Annotated in this window: 12 protein-coding genes; 7 read left to right on the forward strand and 5 right to left on the reverse strand. The window is 63.2% G+C overall.

What is annotated here, in order from left to right:
- Positions 1 to 2 precede the first annotated feature (2 nt).
- On the reverse strand, positions 3 to 1,892 hold the full coding sequence (locus tag ASD63_RS27580; RefSeq protein WP_060530031.1) for a SurA N-terminal domain-containing protein: 1,890 nt from the start codon (positions 1,890 to 1,892) through the stop codon (positions 3 to 5).
- Between the two features lie 350 nt (positions 1,893 to 2,242).
- Between ASD63_RS27580 and ASD63_RS27585 the strand changes: the two genes are divergently transcribed.
- Positions 2,243 to 3,889, forward strand: a complete 1,647-nt coding sequence (locus ASD63_RS27585) for a Na/Pi cotransporter family protein (protein ID WP_034791009.1) — start codon at positions 2,243 to 2,245, stop codon at positions 3,887 to 3,889.
- Positions 3,890 to 3,900: 11 nt separating this feature from the next.
- Here ASD63_RS27585 and ASD63_RS27590 read toward each other — a convergent pair whose 3' ends face one another.
- On the reverse strand, positions 3,901 to 5,661 hold the full coding sequence (locus ASD63_RS27590) for a hypothetical protein (protein WP_034791011.1): 1,761 nt from the start codon (positions 5,659 to 5,661) through the stop codon (positions 3,901 to 3,903).
- Between the two features lie 243 nt (positions 5,662 to 5,904).
- On the opposite strand from ASD63_RS27590, the gene glmU reads away from it, so the two are divergent.
- The 4 genes from glmU to ASD63_RS27610 all read left to right on the forward strand — a co-directional run bounded on the left by glmU (position 5,905) and on the right by ASD63_RS27610 (position 10,550).
- Entirely contained in the window at positions 5,905 to 7,275 is a 1,371-nt protein-coding gene (gene glmU, locus ASD63_RS27595; protein WP_034791013.1) for a bifunctional UDP-N-acetylglucosamine diphosphorylase/glucosamine-1-phosphate N-acetyltransferase GlmU, read from the forward strand.
- Positions 7,276 to 7,506: 231 nt separating this feature from the next.
- On the forward strand, positions 7,507 to 9,333 hold the full coding sequence (gene glmS / locus ASD63_RS27600) for a glutamine--fructose-6-phosphate transaminase (isomerizing) (protein ID WP_034791015.1): 1,827 nt from the start codon (positions 7,507 to 7,509) through the stop codon (positions 9,331 to 9,333).
- Positions 9,330 to 9,830 (forward strand): N-acetyltransferase, encoded by a 501-nt coding sequence (locus ASD63_RS27605; RefSeq protein ID WP_090295570.1) that lies wholly within the window; start codon positions 9,330 to 9,332, stop codon positions 9,828 to 9,830. Before glmS ends, ASD63_RS27605 begins: the two co-directional genes overlap by 4 nt.
- Before the next feature lie 18 nt (positions 9,831 to 9,848).
- Positions 9,849 to 10,550, forward strand: coding sequence for a DUF502 domain-containing protein (locus ASD63_RS27610; RefSeq protein WP_034791018.1), 702 nt, complete (start codon positions 9,849 to 9,851; stop codon positions 10,548 to 10,550).
- Positions 10,551 to 10,590: 40 nt separating this feature from the next.
- On the opposite strand, the gene recG is transcribed toward ASD63_RS27610, so the two are convergent.
- Positions 10,591 to 12,696 (reverse strand): ATP-dependent DNA helicase RecG, encoded by a 2,106-nt coding sequence (gene recG / locus ASD63_RS27615; RefSeq protein WP_034791021.1) that lies wholly within the window; start codon positions 12,694 to 12,696, stop codon positions 10,591 to 10,593.
- Positions 12,697 to 12,851: 155 nt separating this feature from the next.
- Here recG and ASD63_RS27620 point away from each other — a divergent pair, with 155 nt between their 5' ends.
- Entirely contained in the window at positions 12,852 to 13,157 is a 306-nt protein-coding gene (locus ASD63_RS27620) for a succinate dehydrogenase assembly factor 2 (RefSeq protein ID WP_034791024.1), read from the forward strand.
- A 7-nt stretch (positions 13,158 to 13,164) separates the two neighbouring features.
- Entirely contained in the window at positions 13,165 to 16,668 is a 3,504-nt protein-coding gene (gene mfd, locus ASD63_RS27625) for a transcription-repair coupling factor (protein WP_034791384.1), read from the forward strand.
- A 77-nt stretch (positions 16,669 to 16,745) separates the two neighbouring features.
- On the opposite strand, the gene ASD63_RS27630 is transcribed toward mfd, so the two are convergent.
- Positions 16,746 to 17,408, reverse strand: coding sequence for a DsbA family protein (locus ASD63_RS27630; protein WP_034791385.1), 663 nt, complete (start codon positions 17,406 to 17,408; stop codon positions 16,746 to 16,748).
- A gap of 88 nt (positions 17,409 to 17,496) precedes the next feature.
- Positions 17,497 to 19,311: an extracellular solute-binding protein gene (locus ASD63_RS27635; protein WP_082572999.1), complete on the reverse strand. Its 1,815-nt coding sequence runs from the start codon at positions 19,309 to 19,311 to the stop codon at positions 17,497 to 17,499.
- Positions 19,312 to 19,369 lie beyond the last annotated feature (58 nt).

Genomic DNA, 19,369 nt, shown 5'->3' on the forward strand with positions numbered 1-19,369 from the left:
GCCTATCGTTGCGCAATGGCGGTTTCAGCGAGCGTCTGGTTGATCGAAACGCCGTAGGCGGCCTGCAGCGTGGCGACCATCTGGTCCAGGATGTCCTCGCCGCTGACACGGGCGAGGGCCTCGATCTGGCGGCTGTCGTCCTGCAGCACGTCTGCCGGGCCGGCGGTGTCAACCGAGGTGACCTGCAGGAGGATCTGCCCTTCGCCGCCGATTCCGGGAGCGTTGGTGACGTGGCCGTTCGCGCCGGAGAAGGCGGCAGCGACGGCTGCCGGGCTAAGGGCAGCATCTGCGGTCGCGCGCGTCAGGCCGGCCTTGGTTTCGACGACGAGGCCAAGTTCTGTCGCGACGTCGGCAAGCTTTGCGCCCTGCTCGACGCGCTGCTTCAGTTCGCCGGCCTTCGTGGCAAGTGCTGCGCGCTGCTGCTCAGCCATCCAGTCGGCGCCGATTTCGTCGCGGGCTTCGTCCAGCGTGCGATCGCGCGCCGGGATGACTTCATCGAGGTCGAACCAGACATAGCCTTCACGGCCGACGTTCACCGGCAGGGTTTCAGCACCGACGTCGGCCTTGAAGACTTCCTGGAGAAGGGCTGCCTGTTCCGGCAGGCCGGCGACGTCATCGCCGTTCTTGTCCTTGCCGGTCGCGTCCACCGCATCGACGGTTACGAGCTTCAGCTTGAGCTGGTCGGCGACTTCCTTGATCGGCGCGCCGGAAGCGCGCTCGTCTTCGATCTTGTCGTGCAGGCGCATGACTTCTTCGCCCGCTGTGGAAAGGGCGATGTCCTTGCGCAGTTCTTCCTTCACTTCGTCGAGGCTGCGGACGGTTTCCGGGCGGATGTTCGTCACGCGCAGGATGACCGGCCCGAAGGCACCGTCGACAACCGGCGTCACGCCGTCGGCCTGAAGTGCGAATGCTGCTTCGCCGATCTTGGCGTCGGGAACGCGATCCCTCGTGAACTCGCCGAGAAGTACGTCGGCAGAAGACTTGCCTTCGGCCTTTACGAGATCGTCGAAGCTGGTGCCGGCAGCAAGCTTTGCCGACGCAGCGTCAGCCGCTTCACGCGACGTGAAGGAGAGCTGTTCGATTGTCCGCGCAGCAGCGCTGCGGAAGCTTTCCTTGCGGCGTTCGTATTCGGCGCGGATTTCGTCGTCGGTGACAACGGTCGGGTCTGCAACGTCAGTCGGCTCGAGCTTCACATAGGTGACCTTGCGATATTCCGGCGCACGGTAGTTTGCCTTGCGGCTGTCGTACCAGGGAGAAAGCACGTCGTCGCCCGGCACCTTGACCGGATCGATATTGGCGTTCGAGAGCAGCAGGTAATCGATCGTGCGCTTCTCGTGCCGGTAGGCGCCGATCGCGTCGGTGAGAACCTTCGGAGCGACATAGCCATCAGACAGCGCGTCGACGATCTGCGAGCGGATCGCCGTCTGGCTCTGGCTGTTGATGTAATCCTGTTCGCGCAGGCCCGCATTGCGCAGCACGCTCGAGAACGTCAGTCGGTCGAACTGGCCGTTGACGCTGTGGAATGCCGGATCGTCGGCGATCAGTTTTGCGAGCCGATCCTGCGACAGGCCGAGATTCATGTCGTTGGCGAGCTGGTCGAGAGCCGCGCCGGCGACGATCTGCGAGTAGACCCGCTGCTCGATGCCGAAGGCGCGCGCCTGCTGCGGCGTCAGCCGCGTGCCGAGCTGGCGGGAAGCCTGTGCCAGCATCGTCTCGTAGGCGAGCCGGAATTCCGGTGGCTTGACCTTGACGTCACCGACGACCACCACCGCATCCGACTGGTTCGTCATCGTCAACGATGAGCCGCCCCACACCATGAACGACAGAACGAGAACGATTAGCAGGCCTTTGACGACCCAGGTCTGGGCGGCGCTTCTCAGAAATTCGAGCATGGGGGCAGAAACCTCGTTGCAATGCGGTGGCCATCGGCCAAACGAATTCGTTCCTTAAAACAAACGAAACAGGAAATGAAGGGTTGTTTGCCGCAAATTGCGCCCATGCAACGGGATCGACCGCCCGGAGCAACCGTCTGGTTTTCAATGGCTGCCGCGACAGCTGCGCGAGCTGCCTGGATGAGGCGGGCGGCGTCCGTCGATCGGACCGGCGCGGGTGATCAACTCGATGTCGGATTCGTTAGCCGGCAACCGAAAATTATCTGTCACATTGGCTCGAACATGCCGCGGTTCTGTGGTTCTGTTGCAGGGGCGGAGCGATTCTTTGGAGCTTCCGCGGGAAAGATTCCATGCAGTCGACAATCGTGATGGTAAACCTGTTTGGAGCAGTGGCACTGCTTCTCTTCGGCCTGTCCCTCGTCAAGGACGGGGTGACCCGTGCCTTCGGGGCTCGGCTGCGCGCCGGCCTTGCCCAGGGAACCGACGGCTCTCTCCGCTCCTTCGTGACCGGACTTGTCGCGACGCTTGCGCTGCAAAGTTCCACGGCCACCGCATTGATGACCGCATCCTTCGTGGAAAAGGGGCTCATCCGCTCGCGCATGGCGCAGATCGTGCTGCTTGGCGCCAATCTCGGCACGGCGATGACGGCCTGGATCGTGGCGACCGGAATAGAATGGCTGTCGCCGCTCGTCATTCTCATCGGCGTGGTCTTGCACCGCGCAAGCCGGTCGAACGCGCGCCAGGGTCTGGGTGCTGCTTTCGTTGGCATCGGCCTCATGCTCCTGTCGTTACATCTTTTGGGCGCGGCGACGGAGCCGATGCGTGACAGTCCGGCCCTTGGGGCCTTCCTCTCGATGCTCGACAGCGCCTGGCCCGTAGCGCTTCTCATTGCCGCGGGACTTGCCTTTGCGTCGTCGTCCAGTCTGGCTGTGGTGATGCTGGTGCTGTCACTCTCGACGACGGGCATCCTCAGCGTCGGGTTGACGGTGGCACTCGTGCTTGGCGCCAATCTCGGTGGCGCCGTTCCGCCTGTCATGGCAACGCTCGGTTCCGCCCCGTCGGCGCGCCGCGTCACCATAGGCAACCTTGTCGTTCGCGCCATTGGCTGCCTGATCGCGCTTCCGCTGACAGGCATGAGCGTGGAGTTTCTGCAGAGCCTGCCGCTGCCGCGCCAGAACCTGCCGGTCGACATTCATCTGGCCTTCAACCTCGCGGTCGCCATTCTTGCCTGGCCCTTTGCCGGTTTGCTGTCGCAGCTGATGGCCCGGTTCATTCCGGATGGAGAGGCCGAGGAGACCGGCCCGCGTTATCTCGATGAGACGACGCTGAATACGCCGGTCATGGCGCTTTCGGGAGCCACCCGCGAGGTCTTGCGCGTCGGCGATCTGGTCGAGGCGATGCTGATGCGTGCCGCGAACGCCTTCAACAACAATGACCTCTCGGATATTCGCGATATCGGCAAGTTCGAAAAACAGGTCGATCAGCTGCAGCAGGAGGTCAAGATCTTCCTGTCGCGCTTGGGCCGCGATGGCCTGAGCGCCGAAGACGGCCGCCGCTCGATCGTCATCATCGACTACGCCATCAATCTCGAGCATATGGGCGACATCATCGAGAAGGGGCTGTGCGAGCAGATCACCAAGAAGGTCAGTAACGGCCTGAAGTTCTCGGAGGAGGGCTATCAGGAGCTCAAGAGCCTCTTCAACCTGACGATCGACAATCTGCGAGTCGCCCAGACCATCTTCGTCACCCGCAATGCCGATCTCGCCAAGCAGCTCATCGAGGTGAAGGTCAACGTGCGTCACATGGAGAAACGCTCGGCGGAGCGCCATATCGAGCGGCTGCGCGACGGGCTGGTCCAGAGCCTGCAGACGAGCTCCCTGCATCTCGACATGCTCCGGGATCTGAAGCGCGTCAACGCGCATATCGCTTCCGTCGCCTATCCCATCCTTGAGGAAAATGGGCTGTTGAGCGAGAGCCGCTTGCGGCCGGGCGCCTAGCGTCGCGTCGATCAGCCGCCGGTGTTGGCAGCGGGCTTCAGGCTGTTTCGGACAAAGGCGTCGTAGCAGCTTGTCAGCGTGATCCGGCTGTGAGCCGTTTCAAGGCTCGGCAGATAAAGCGACAGCAGCGTCTGGTTGACATTGGTCACCGGGCAGGTCGGCACCAGCGCGACGTCGACCGCATCGAGGGCGGCGCGAACATTTTCATCCGGCGGCGGAATGGCGCGGAAGGGATCTGCGCCGATCGCGACATGCAGCGGGGCGCTGCGGTCCATCAGCCACGGAAAGGGATTGGTGAAGTCGACGTTGAAGATCGTCCGGAAGCGTACGCCGCTCGAAGCCTCGTAGGCCGTCAACGCGTCGATCGCTTCGTCGACATTCATCAGCCATCCCGTCTGAAAATCGAAGTCGCTGTAGAGCAGGAACGACGGCAACTCGCCAGTTTTGGCGAAGGCGTCGAATGCGGGACGCTCGGTCGCGTAGAGGATGCGCAGACGCTCGGCGCGCAGTGCCAGGATGGGCCGTACATTGACGGCGCCCATGGTTTTGAGGTTGCGGCTTTCCAACGGCACGTTGTTGACAGCCCCGATCCATGCGCGGGTGCTTTTTTGCACGACGGCTGTGGCCGGCGGCAGGGCTGCCGCGAGGGCGAGAACAGCGACGGCAACTGCGACAGGCCGTGTTTTGGCGGCTGCGACCTCATCGATCGCGAGCTTGAAGAGCAGCGGCAGCAGGAAGATGAACGCCTGACTGCCGGTGTTCTGGCTCTCAAAGACGATACCGGCAAGAACGAAGGCTGCAAGCCAGAAAAACGGCTGGTCGAAACTTCGGCAGAGAGCCGCCATTGACGGGCCTTTTCCAAGCTGGCGCAGCGACTGGGCGAAGGGCGCAAGCTGCGTGCCGAGGAGCACCAGGCACAGCAATCCCGCCGGGATCAGCAGACCGGCATTGAGGGAGGCGGCCTGCAGCAGCCGCGGCAGCAAGCTGCCGTCATTGACGGAAAGCAGCGCCAGGATATCGGCAAGATAGGCAGAGACGCCGCCGCGGGCGAGTTCGACGCTCGCAAGGATGGCGATGACCACGAGCCCCGCCATGATAGCCGACCGGAACGGCAGGCGCCCCGCAGCAAAGGCCATGAGGCACATGAGCGTGCCGGCAACCGCGCCGGTGATCTTGACGAAGAACAGTGCCGCCATGGCGCCGGCGACCGTCGCGACGAGCAGCCGACGATCGCGTACGTGGACAAGTGCGGCTGCGAGTACATAGAGAAGCTGGCAGACCTGGCGGTTGTAGATGCCGAAACCGTCGGACCCGGGATAGGGGTAGAAGTCGCCGGTGTTGAACGGCAGCACCGAAAACACCAGGAACGGCAGCAGGATCGCATAGGCGACTGCCGTCGAACGCTTCTGGACATCGGTGACCACCAGCGCGATCAGCGGCCCACTGACGAGAAGCAGGCACCAGCTCGCCAGGAGCAGCGGCTGGCCGTTCGGAAAGATGCCCTGCAGGGCGGCGAAGAGATAGTAGCCGAGGGCGCCGACGGGGGTGAAGAAATCGACCGACGGGATCTGGCCGTCGCGGATACGATTGGCGGCATCGAGATAGAGATAGTGGTCCCAGAACATCGGACCGATCGGCTGCGGGATCGTGAAGCTGAGCAGAACCGCGAGCACACCGAGCACAAGGGCAAGCAACAGAAGCGGAGATCGCGCGAGAGGAATGACCGCGCCGGTAGACTTTGCCGGTGTGTCGATGTCAGTGCGGCTGTGCATTGCGGCTTGATCCCCCGAAGGAGCGATGCACCCGCACGGTTTTGCTGACACAGGCTCCGCGCCTTCTTATGCCATCATCCGGTTTTAAGCCGGTTAATGCGACGTGATTGTGAGAATTATGCTTCTCGCAATATGTTGCTGCTAGCACCGCGCCGAATCGAAAGGCGATTTTGTACTTGAGCCGATTCCGATCTAAGGAATTGTGCAGTGGGCGTGAGCCTGGAAGAGACCAAGGAGAGATATATGGAACGGACGTGCCTGGCCATCGTTTTGGCTGCGGGTGAAAGCACGCGGATGAAATCGTCCATGTCGAAGGTGCTGCATCCGGTGGCGGGCCGGCCGATGATCGCCCACGTCGTCGAGGCGCTCTCAAACGCTTCCATCTCGGATATCGCTCTCGTCGTCGGCCGCGACGCCGACGCGGTCTCGGCTGCCGCCGACATCGGCGGCGTGTCGGTTTCGTCCTATCTGCAGAAGGAACGGCTCGGCACCGGCCATGCGGTGCTTGCTGCCCGCGACGCCATCGCAAAGGGGTTCGACGACATTCTCGTCGTTTTCGGCGACACGCCGCTGATCCAGCCTGAACCACTTCGGGCCGCTCGCGAGGGACTTGCGGCCGGCAACGATGTGGTGGTGATCGGCTTCGAGGCGGCAGACCCGTCGGGCTACGGCCGCCTGATCGTAAAGGACGGCGCGCTGCTCGCCATTCGCGAGCACAAGGACGCAACGGAAGAAGAGCGCCGCATCACCTATTGCAACGGCGGCCTGATGGCGATCGACGGTCGCAAGGCACTCGATCTTCTCGGCCGCATCGGTAACGCCAACGTCAAGGGCGAGTATTACCTGACCGACCTCGTGGAGATCGTCCGCGAGATCGGTGGGCAGGCGATTGCCGTCGAGGCCCCCGAAGAAGAACTGACTGGCTGCAACACGCGCGCCGAGCTCGCCTTCATCGAGCGGCTTTGGCAGCAGCGCCGCCGCCACGAGCTGATGCTGTCGGGCGTATCGATGATCGCGCCGGAAACCGTGTTTCTCGCCTGGGATACCGCGCTGGAGCAGGATGTCCTGGTCGAGCCGAATGTCGTCTTCGGCCCGGGCGTGCGCGTCGAGAGCGGCGCGATCATTCATGCCTTCTCGCATGTCGAGGGTGCGACGGTGCGCGCCGGCGCGACGGTCGGTCCGTACGCACGCCTGCGCCCGGGTGCCGATCTCGGCGAAAACTCCAAGGTCGGCAATTTCTGCGAGGTCAAGAAGGCTGAGATCGGCGCCGGCGCCAAGGTCAATCACCTGACGTATATCGGCGATGCGTTCGTCGGCGCAGGCACCAACATCGGCGCCGGCACGATCACCTGCAATTACGATGGTGTGAACAAGCACGAGACGCGGATCGGCGAAAATGCCTTTATCGGCTCGAACTCGTCTCTGGTTGCGCCGGTGACGATCGGCAACGGCGCCCTGGTCGCCTCCGGCAGCGTCATCACCGAGGATGTGCCGGCCGACGCCGTCGCCTTTGGCCGCGCACGCCAGGAGATCAAGCCTGGCCGGGCACGGCTGCTGCGCGAGCGGTACGAGGCGGTGAAGGCAGCCAAGAAGGCGGCGAAGGCTGCCGGTTAGGCCCGTGGTGCCCGCGTGTCCGCGGGTTCGCCTCGGATTTGCTGCATGTCGCTTGATTCCGCTAGGATTCGCGGGAACATGCGGCGGCGTTAAACATTGAAATCGAAAGTGAAATCGGGGCGGATTGCCTCGACCTGCAAATGCTTTACCAAGACAGCGCGCCGGGCGGCATTTCCGCCCTCGTTGAACAGGGGCGCCGATCGCGGCGCGGGGACGAATTCGGAGACGACTATGTGCGGTATTGTAGGCATCGTTGGCAACCAGCCGGTATCGGAACGACTGGTCGATGCGCTGAAGCGCTTGGAATACCGCGGTTATGATTCCGCCGGTGTCGCCACCGTCATTGGCGGCAAGCTGGAGCGGCGGCGCGCCGAGGGCAAGCTCGTCAATCTGGAGATCAGGCTGCGCGAAGAGCCGCTCGCCGGCACGATCGGCATTGCCCACACGCGCTGGGCAACCCATGGCGCGCCGACCGAACGCAACGCCCACCCGCATTTCACCGACGGGGTCGCCGTCGTCCACAACGGCATCATTGAGAACTTCGCCGAGCTGAAGGACGAACTGATCGCCAGTGGCGCAAAGTTCGAGACCGACACCGACACCGAGGTTGTGGCCCATCTGCTCTCCAAGTTCCGTCGCGAAGGCCTCGGCCGGCGCGAAGCCATGCACGCGATGCTGAAGCGCGTCACCGGTGCCTATGCGCTGGCGGTGCTCTTCCAGGACGATCCTTCGACGATCATGGCGGCGCGTAACGGCCCGCCGCTTGCGATCGGTCACGGCCGCGGCGAAATGTTCCTCGGCTCCGACGCGATCGCGCTTGCGCCCTTCACCAACGAGATCACCTATCTGATCGATGGCGACTGGGCGGTGATCGGGGCGAACGGCGTGCATATCTTCGACCTCGACGGTAACGTCGTCGACCGGCCGAAGCAGCTGTCTACGGCCGCCGCCTACATGATCGACAAGGGCAACCACCGGCACTTCATGGAGAAGGAGATCTATGAGCAGCCGGAGGTGATCGCGCACGCGCTCAGCCACTACATCGATTTTGCCGGCAACCGCATCAAGGCGCTCTCAGGCACGATCGATTTCGCCAAGATTCCGAGCCTTGCGATTTCCGCCTGCGGCACCGCCTATCTCGCAGGCCTCGTCGGCAAGTACTGGTTTGAGCGTTACGCGCGCCTGCCGGTGGAAATCGACGTCGCGTCCGAGTTCCGCTACCGCGAGATCCCGCTGCCTTCCGAGGCGGCCGCGTTGTTCATCTCTCAATCCGGCGAAACCGCTGATACGCTGGCGTCGCTGCGCTATTGCAAGGAACTTGGCCTGAAGATCGGTGCCGTGGTCAACACGCGTGAATCGACCATCGCGCGTGAATCCGATGCGGTCTTTCCGATCCTTGCCGGCCCGGAAATCGGTGTCGCCTCGACCAAGGCCTTCACCTGCCAGCTCGCAGTGCTGGCGTCGCTCGCGATCGGTGCCGGTCGCGCCCGCGGCACGGTGAGTGCTGAGGAAGAGCAGGTCTTGGTTCGCTATCTCGCGGAAATGCCGCGCATCATGGGGCAGGTGCTGAACGCCGTTCAGCCGAAGATCGAGCTTCTTTCGCGCGAGCTGTCGAAGTGCCGCGACGTTCTCTACCTCGGCCGCGGCACCAGCTTCCCGCTGGCGATGGAGGGGGCGCTCAAGCTCAAGGAGATCTCCTATATCCATGCGGAAGGTTATGCCGCCGGCGAACTGAAGCATGGACCGATCGCGCTGATTGACGAGAACATGCCGGTTATCGTCATCGCGCCGCACGACCGCTTCTACGAGAAGACCGTTTCCAACATGCAGGAAGTCGCGGCCCGCGGCGGCCGGATCATTCTCATCACCGACGAGAAGGGCGCCGCCGCCTCGAAGCTCGAGACCATGGCGACGATCGTGTTGCCTGATGTCGATGAGGTCATCGCGCCGATGATCTTCTCGCTGCCGATCCAGCTCCTTGCCTATCACACGGCGGTGTTCATGGGCACCGACGTCGACCAGCCCCGCAACCTCGCCAAATCGGTGACCGTCGAATGATCTATGTCCGGCACGAGCGCCCCGGCGACGAAGCGGTGATACATGCCGTGACCGCGGCCGCCTTCGAAGGGCATCCGCACAGCGACCAGAGCGAACCCTTCATCATCGAGCGACTGCGTGAGTCCGGTGCGCTGAGTGTGTCGCTGGTCGCCGAGATGAACGAGGAAGTCGTCGGGCACATCGCCTTTTCGCCCGTCACTCTGACGCCGGAAGAGCCCGGCTGGTTCGGGCTTGGGCCGGTCTCGGTCAAGCCGGACGTTCAGGCCCAGGGCATCGGCCGGCAGCTGATCCTCGAGGGGCTCGAATGGCTGCGGGCGGAAGGGGCCGCCGGCTGCGTTGTCGTCGGTGATCCGGCCTTGTATCAAAAGTTCGGTTTCCGTAACGAATCGGCTCTTGTATTCCCCGGTTGTGCGCCGCAATATTTCATGGCGCTGGCTCTCTCCGGCGCGATGGCGGCCGGTACGGTCGCCTATCATCCGGCCTTCGGCGTCGAGTGAGGTTGAGACGGAAGAAGCATGACGGAACATTCGAAACGCGGCTATATCGGCACCCGGCTGCGCAACTACTTCCTGACGGGTTTGATCATCTGCGCACCGGTCGCGATCACCGTCTGGCTCGTGCGCACCTTCATCGACTGGGCCGACGGTTGGGTGAAGCCCTACCTGCCGAACTTCTATAATCCGGACACCTATTCGCCCGTGGCCATTCCCGGCTTCGGTCTGCTCGTCGCCATTTTCGTGATCACCTTCGTCGGTTTCATGACCGCAAACCTCGTCGGTCGGTCGATCGTGAATTTCGCCGAGTCGCTCCTCAATCGGACGCCTCTCGTCCGCACGATCTACAAGTCCACCAAGCAGATATTCCAGACGGTGCTGCAGGAACAGTCCTCCTCCTTCAAGAAGGCCGGGCTGATCGAGTATCCGAGCCCGGGCATCTGGTCGCTGGTGTTCATCGCAACGGATGTGAAAGGCGAGATCGCCTCGAAATTCAAGGAACGCGGCATGGACATGGTCGCGGTCTTCCTGCCGCCGACCCCGATCCCGACGGCGGGGTTCCTGCTGTTCATCCCGCGCGACAAGATCATCCCGCTTGACATGAGCGCGGAGGACGCGGCGAAGCTCCTGATCTCGGGGGGCCTCGTGACGCCCGACCAGAAGCCGCTCGCCAATGCACCTTTGAAAATCGGTCAGCAGAAGACTGAGATTCCCGTATCTTGATGCCGGGCCGCCGTGATCGTCGGTTTGGCAGGGTGGTCGGTCAGCCGGCGCGCAGGAAGCGGATCGCCTCATCGCGGCGGTAGAGATAGAGCAGCGTACGGAGCGCTTCGCCGCGCTCCGAAGTGAGGTCCGGATCGCGCTCGATCACGTAGGCGGCGTCCTTCCGCGCGATTTCGAGCAGATCGCCGTGGGCCTCCAGGCTGGCGATGCGAAAACCGGGCGTGCCTGACTGGCGCGTGCCGAGCAACTCGCCTTCGCCGCGCAGCTTCAGGTCTTCCTCGGCGATCAGGAAGCCGTCCTCGCTGTCGCGCAGGATCGAGAGCCGCGCGCGGCCGGTTTCGCCGAGCGGTCCCTTGTAGAGCAGGATGCACGTCGATGCCTCGTCGCCACGGCCGACGCGGCCGCGCAACTGGTGAAGCTGGGCAAGGCCGAAGCGTTCCGCATGCTCGATCACCATGATTGTTGCGTCGGGCACGTCGACGCCGACTTCCACGACTGTTGTCGCAACCAGCAGGCGGACCTCGCCGTTCTTGAAGGCGAGCATGACGGCGTCCTTCTCCGCCCCGTTCATACGGCCGTGTACCAGGCCGACATTGTTGCCGAAGCGCTTGGCGAGGCCTTCGTATCGTTCTTCGGCCGACATGACGTCGACGGCTTCGGACTCTTCCACGAGCGGGCAGATCCAATAGGCCTTCTTGCCTTCGCGAAGGGCAGCGTCGAGCCGATCGACGATGTCGCCAACGCGCTCCGTCGGGATCGTCACCGTCTGGATCGGCTTGCGTCCGGCGGGCTTTTCCGTGAGCTTCGAAACGTCCATGTCGCCGAAGGCGGCAAGCACCAGCGTGCGCGGGATCGGCGTTGCCGTCATGACCAGCATATGCGGCGAGATGCCCTTGGCGGTCAGGCGCAGGCGCTGGTGAACGCCGAAGCGATGCTGTTCGTCCACCACCGCCAGTGTCAGCTCCTTGTAGCTCACCGTGTCCTGGAAAAGCGCATGCGTGCCGATCACCATGCGCGTTTCTCCGGACGCGATGCGCTCGAGAATGGCGTCGCGCTCCTTGCCCTTGGTGCGGCCGGTCAAAACGTCGATGGCGATGCCCGCGGATGCGGCCATCCTTGCAAGCGTCGCATGGTGCTGGCGGGCGAGAATTTCGGTCGGCGCCATCAGCACCGCCTGACCGCCGGATTCGACGGCGGCGAGCATCGCCATCAGCGCCACCATCGTCTTGCCGGAGCCGACATCGCCTTGCAGCAGCCGGAGCATACGCTCGGTGCCGGCCATGTCCTTCAGGATGTCGGCGATCGCCGTCGACTGACTGGCTGTCAAGGAAAAGGGAAGGGCGTCGATGACCGGACGGGAAAGCACACCGGTCGCGTGAACCGGTACTCCCGCGACCTTGCGCAGGCGCTGGCGAACGAGAGCCAGGGACAATTGCCCGGCGAGAAACTCGTCATAGGCGAGGCGGCGGCGGGCAGGTGCCTGCGGATCAAGGTCGGTCGCGTCGCGGGGATCATGCAGCGCGCGGAAACTTTCGGCTGCGGTGCTGAAACCTTGTCGCGTCAGCAGCGCGTCGTCCATCCATTCGGGCATGTCCGGAACGCGGGCGACGGCGGCCTCGATCGACTTGCGCAATATCCTTGGTGAAAGTCCCGCTGTCAGCCCGTAGACCGGCTCGACCAGCGGCAGGTTTTCCGCCTCGCTTGCCCGGACCGCATAGTCAGGGTGAACCATGGAGGGGCGGCCGTTGAACCAGTCGACCTTGCCGCTGACGATGACTGTCTCATCGACCGGCAGCGATTTTTCCAACCAGTTGCCCTTGACGCGGAAGTAGGTGAGCGCCAGCTCCCCGGTCTCGTCATGCAGGAAGACGCGATAGGGCAGGTTGGGCTTTCCGCGCGGGGGCGGCTGGTGGCGATCGACCCGACCGGTGATGGTGACGATAACCCCTTGAGGCGCGTGGGCGATGCCAGGCTGTTGGCGCCGGTCGATCAACGAATGCGGCGCGTGAAAAACGAGATCGACCACGCGGCAGTCTTCGATCGTCTCGCGACCGAGCAAACGGGCATAGAGTTCGCCGATCTTCGGGCCGATGCCTGGAAGCGTGTCGAGCGGGGAGAAGAGCGGATCTAGCAGGGCGGGGCGCATGGCGATGAAATTGCGATGATAATTCGGGCTTTGGCAAGGCTGACAATCGGCTATTCAGAGTTTATAGAGCCGTTGACGACAAACCGTACCCCAAAGGCCTCGCGCGTTCGTCCGAGCGTGCAGGCGTCATCGCGGGCGGCAGGAAGGAATTTCCCATGACCGGCATCTCTCGCACCAGCGCCGATCTCGATCCGCGTCGACGGCGGATCCTGTTTCGCGCCTGGCATCGCGGCATTCGCGAGATGGATTTGATCCTCGGGCAATTTGCAGAGGCTGAGCTCTCGACGCTTTCTGAAGCACAACTCGATGAACTCGAGACGATCATGGGCGAGGAAGACAACGATCTCGTCAAGTGGATCATCGGCGAACAGCCGGTGCCGGCTTGCTATCAGACGCAGATGTTTCAGCGCATCGCTGCCTATCGTCCGGATTTCGACAAGCTTCCCGAAGGGATGAAATAGACCGATGATGCTGGCTGGCCTTGATCCGAAGAAGATTGTCGAAGCACAGCGAGAGATCACGATCGGGCCGGTGCCCTCCGGGGCCGAGGCGCTGATCCTTGCTGAGCTCGCCCGCGCCGGCCAGCCGGTCGCCTACATTCTATCGGACGGCCAGCGGATCGCCGATCTTGAGCAGGTCCTCTCATTCGTCGCGCCCGACATTCCGGTGCTGACGCTTCCCGGCTGGGACTGCCTTCCCTATGACCGCGTCTCGCCGAGCGCCGACACGTCGGCACGGCGGCTGGCGGCGCTGAGCGCCTTGATTGCGCACAAGAAGAAGCCGCATGCGGCGATCGTGCTGGTGACGGTCAACGCCGCCCTCCAGAAGATCTCGCCGCAGGACGTGATCCAGAGCCTGGCGTTTTCGGCCCGTCCGGGCAATCAGGTGCGTATGGACGACATCGCGATGCGGCTGGAGCGCAACGGCTTCGAGCGTGTCGCGACCGTGCGTGAGGTTGGCGAATACGCAGTGCGCGGCGGCATCCTCGATGTCTTCGTGCCGGGGAGCGGCGAGCCGCTGCGCCTTGATTTCTTCGGCGATACGCTCGAAACAATCCGCTCGTTCGATCCTGCAAGTCAGCGCACGACCGGTCAGGTCCGCTCCCTCGATCTCAATCCGATGAGCGAGGTGTCGCTGACGCCCGAAACGATTAGCCACTTCCGCAAGCACTACCTGTCGCTGTTCGGCGCGACGACCCGCGACGACGCGCTTTACCAGGCTGTCTCCGAAGGCCGGCGCTATGCCGGCATGGAGCATTGGCTGCCGCTGTTCTATGACGGGCTGGAGACAGTCTTCGACTATCTCGACGGCTTCCGTATCGTCACCGATCATCTGGCGCGCGAAGCTGCGGCTGAGCGCTCGAAGCTCATTCTCGACTATTACGACGCCCGTTTGGCCTCGGCGTCTCCGGGCAAGGCGCAGGCCACCCAGGGTACGCCCTACAAGCCGGTTCCGCCGGAGCTGCTCTATCTGAGCTCGCAGGGCTTCAACGCCGGCCTGAGTTCACGCGACGCCATTCGCCTGTCGCCCTTCAACGAGCACGAGGGCGAGGCCCGCCAGGTCATCTCGGTCGATGCGCGCCAGGGCATGCGTTGGGCGAAGTCGGCGGGTGAGGGCGAAGCCCAAGACGAACGCGTCAACGTCTTCGATCAGGCGGTCAAGTACATCGCCGAGCGGCGCTCGAAGGGCGCCAAGGTGGTGATTTCAGGCTGGAGCGAAGGATCGCTCGATCGCCTGCTCCAGGTTCTCGCCGAACACGGTCTCGGCAACGTCAAGCCCATCAAGGCACTCGCCGAGATCAAGTCGCTGAAGCCGGGCGAGGCGGCCTCGGCCGTGCTCAGCATCGAAGCCGGTTTCGAGACGGGCGATCTCGTCATCATCGGCGAACAGGATATTCTGGGCGACCGCATGGTCCGCCGCTCGAAGCGGCGCAAGCGCGGTGCCGACTTCATCGCCGAGGTGGCTGGTCTCGACGAGGGCAGCTATGTCGTGCACGCCGAACACGGCATCGGCCGTTTCGTCGGCCTGCGCACCATCGAGGCGGTCGGCGCCCCGCATGATTGCCTCGAGCTCGTCTATGCCGACGATGCCAAGCTTTTCCTGCCGGTCGAAAACATCGAGCTTCTGTCGCGCTACGGTTCAGAAGGCACCGATGCGATCCTCGACAAGCTCGGCGGCGTCGCCTGGCAGGCGCGCAAGGCCAAGCTCAAGAAGCGGCTGCTCGATATGGCGGGCGGCCTCATTCGCATCGCCGCCGAACGCCATACGCGCCGGGCGCCGGTGCTCGCCGCACAGGACGGCGTCTATGATGAGTTTGCCGCCCGCTTCCCCTATGACGAGACCGAAGACCAGCTGAACTCGATCGAGGCGGTGCGGGAAGATCTCGGCAGCGGCCGTCCGATGGACCGCCTCGTCTGCGGCGACGTCGGCTTCGGCAAGACGGAAGTGGCGCTTCGTGCCGCCTTCATCGCTGCCATGAACGGCGTACAGGTCGCGGTCGTCGTGCCGACGACGCTGCTTGCCCGCCAGCACTTCAAGACCTTTTCCGAACGGTTCCGTGGGCTGCCGATCCGCATCCAGCAGGCGTCGCGCCTCGTCGGTTCCAAGGAACTGGCGCTGACGAAGAAGGAAGTGGCCGATGGCAAGACCGATGTCGTCGTCGGTACGCATGCGCTGCTCGGCACGTCGGTCAACTTTGCCAATCTCGGCCTCTTGATCATCGACGAAGAGCAGCACTTCGGCGTCAAGCACAAGGAGCGGCTGAAGGAGCTGAAGTCCGACGTGCACGTGTTGACGCTTTCGGCGACGCCGATCCCGCGCACGCTGCAGCTTGCCCTGACCGGGGTGCGTGAACTGTCGCTGATCACGACGCCGCCGGTCGACCGCATGGCGGTGCGCACCTTCATCTCGCCCTTCGATGCGCTGGTGATCCGGGAAACGCTGATGCGCGAGCACTACCGCGGCGGCCAGAGCTTCTATGTCTGCCCGCGTCTGAGCGACTTGTCGGAGATCCATGATTTCCTGAAATCGGACGTTCCGGAGCTGAAGGTAGCCGTCGCCCACGGCCAGATGCCGGCAACCGAGCTCGAAGACATCATGAACGCCTTCTATGACGGCCGTTACGATGTACTGCTGTCGACGACGATCGTCGAATCCGGTCTCGACGTACCGACGGCCAACACGCTGATCGTGCACCGCGCCGACATGTTCGGTCTCGCCCAGCTCTACCAGCTTCGCGGCCGCGTCGGCCGCTCGAAGGTGCGCGCCTTTGCGCTGTTCACGCTGCCGGTCAACAAGACGCTGACGGGCATGGCCGAACGCCGGCTGAAGGTGCTGCAGTCGCTCGACACGCTCGGCGCCGGTTTCCAGCTCGCAAGTCACGACCTCGATATCCGCGGCGCTGGCAACCTGCTCGGCGAAGAGCAGTCGGGCCATATCAAGGAGGTTGGCTTCGAGCTTTACCAGCAGATGCTCGAGGAAGCGGTCGCCGAACTCAAGGGTGAGGAAGAAATCCACGACACCGGCTGGTCGCCGCAGATTTCGGTCGGAACGCCCGTCATGATCCCGGAACACTACGTTCCGGATCTGCATCTGAGGCTCGGCCTTTATCGTCGTCTCGGCGAACTGACGGACTTGAAGGAGATCGACGGCTTCGGCGCCGAGATGATCGACCGCTTCGGTCCGCTGCCGATCGAGGTCCAGCATCTCTTGAAGATCGTCTACATCAAGTCGCTCTGCCGCACGGCGAATGTCGAGAAGCTCGATGCCGGGCCGAAGGGCGTCGTCGTGCAGTTCCGCAACAAGGAATTCCCGAACCCTGCGGCACTGGTGGGTTACATCGCCAAGCAAGGCACGCTTTCGAAGATCCGGCCCGACCAGAGCATCTTCTTCCAGCGCGAACTGGCGACGCCGGAAAAGCGCCTGTCCGGTGCAGCAATGGTGATGACGCAGCTCGCCGGCCTGGCGAAGTAAGAAAAAACCGTACTGCCGCGTGGTGCGGCAGTACGGTCAAGGTCTGTCGAGCAAGTCTGTTTCAGGTCGTGCCGAGATCAGTTCGGCTTGCCGCTCGCCTTCATCTCGGCGATTTCGCGCAGCGCATTCGTCAATACATCGACCGATTGCGCGCCCATCACGGCATATTGTCCTTCGAGGATGAAGCAGGGAACGCCGGTTACGCCCATCTCGCGGGCCATGCCAACCTCTTCCTTGACCGCATCCTTGTCGGCATCGGAGCCAAGCAGAGCCGCAACGACGGGGCGATCGAGGCCTGCTTGCTCGGCGATATCGAGCAGGACCGCGTGATCACCGACATTGCGGCCTTCTTCGAAATTGGCCTTGAACAGCAAGCCGACGACGGCGGACTGCGCCTGCTCGCCGTTGGTCGCGGCCCAGCGGACAAGCCGATGAGCGTCAAGCGTGTTCGGGCTGATCTTCACCGCTTCGAAGTCGAAGGCGATGCCGTCGGCATTGCCGAGTTCGCGCAGCGTGTCGTGGGCGCGATCGACGGCCGCCTGGCCGCCGAGCTTCTCGGCAAGATGCCGCTTGTGATCGATCCCCTCGGGCGGCAGGTCGGGATTGAGCTGGTAGGGGCGCCAGTTGACCGTGACCAGCACGTCCGGAAGATTGGCAATCGCCTGGTCGAGCCGCGCCTTGCCGAGATAACACCAGGGACAAACAACGTCCGAGACAATATCGATGCTGACGGTTTGCATGGTGTGGGCGCCTTTCCTTGTTCGGTTGAAGGCGAGATAAGCCGGTTTCATCCGGCTTTCAATGCGTTACCAAAAGGGAACCAACCCTCTATTGTGCGTTTTGATCCCACCAGGTCGGAAGCTGGTAGCCGTAAAGCGGCATGGTATCGGGCCGGCCGATATGCTTGCGTCGCGCCACCCACTGTGCGTCGAGGTGATAGAGCGGCACCAGATAGGAATTGTTGACGAGCAACCGGTCATGCGCACGCACCGCCGCCGTGAAGTCTTCGCTCGTGCGGGCCTGCAGGATGTTATTGACCATCCGGTCGACGTCCTTGTCGGCGACGCCGGCGAAGTTGTCGCTACCCTGCCGGTCGCGCGCCTGTGAGGTCCAGCGCCCGGCCTGCTCAATGCCGGGTGACAGCGTCGAGGGGAAGGATTTGATGATCACGTCGTAGTCGAAAGACTGGCTGCGCTGCTGGTACTGCGAATCGTCGACGGTGCGCACGGACGCCTGGATGCCGAGAGGTGCGAGAAATCGCTGGTAGGCGAGGGCGATTTTTTCCTGGCCGGCATTCTGGCTCATGATCTCGAACGCGAGCGGTTTGCCCTGCGGGTCGACCATCTTGCCGTCCTTGATCTGATAGCCGGCCTCGCGCATCAGCGAGACAGCAACACGCAGCACGTTGCGATCGCGCCCGGACGCGTCGGTCACCGGCAGGCGATAGGTGCCGTCGAGGATCGCCGGGTTGATTCGATCGCGGGCGTCGCCGATCAGGCCGAGTTCGCGGTCGTCGGCCGGTGCGCCGAGAAAACTCAGCGCCGAGTTCTGCCAGTAGCTCTGCGTGCGCGTATAGGCGCTGTCGAAGAGGTTCTTGTTGACCCACTCGAAGTCGAAGACCAGCGCCAGGCCCTGGCGGAGCTTCAAGTTGTCGAACATTGGCCTGCGGGTATTGAAGACGATGCCGAGCATGCCGGACGGCGTCTTCGGCGTGAAGGTTTCCTTGACGACCTCGCCGGAACGAACCGCCGGGAAATCGTAGCCGCGCGCCCACTTGGTGGCGCTGCCTTCCGGATAGATGTCGATCTCGCCCTTCTTGAAGGCTTCGAACAGCGAGTTCTCCTGGAGGAAATACTCCACGGAGATCTCGTCGTAATTGTCCTGGCCGACCTTCGAGGGCAGGTCCTTGGCCCAATAGTCCGGGTTTCGCTTGTAGACGATGCGCTCGCCCGGTTTCACCTCTGCGACGCGGTAGGGGCCGGAGCCGAGCGGCGGCTTCAGCGTGGTCTGGTCGAAGGTCGCAAGGTCGATGGCATGTTTCGGCAGCACCGGCGACAGGCCGAGCAGGAGCGGCAGCTCGCGGTCGGCATCCTCGGTGAAGGTAAAGCGCACGCTGCGCTCCCCGACCTTTTCGAGCTTCGCCACCTTGGCCATGCGGTTGCTGAAGGGGACACGCCCCTTGTCACGCAGCAGCTCGAAGCTGAAGATCACGTCCTCGGCGGTAACAGGTTGCCCGTCGGCCCAGCGGGCCTTCGGGTTGAGATTGAACTGGATGAAGGTCCGGTCGTCATCCCACTCCACTGTTTCGGCGAGCAGGCCATACATGGTGAAGGCCTCGTCGCGCGAACGCTGCATCAGCGATTCGTAGACGAGGTTGCCGTATTCCGGATCCCACATGCCGCGCGCGGTGGTGCGCATGCTCTTCAGGATGAAGGGATTGAGGCTGTCGAAGCTGCCGACGACGCCATAGGAGATCTTTCCACCCTTTTTTACGTCCGGATTGACGTAGGGAAAGTTCTTGAAATCGGCAGGCAGCGCCGGCTCTCCGTGCATGGCAATCGCATGCACGGGAGCGGCTGCCGCAGCAGTGCCGAATGAAGTGGCGGTCAGGATCAGCGCCAGACCGGAAAGAATTGCACGCAAGGTCACCTCCCGTGAGGGGTATCAACAGGCCGATTCCCCGAACGTTACCAATGCCGAC

Origin of the sequence: Ensifer sp. Root558 (assembly GCF_001427045.1) — a bacterium.
GTDB lineage: Bacteria > Pseudomonadota > Alphaproteobacteria > Rhizobiales > Rhizobiaceae > Ensifer > Ensifer adhaerens.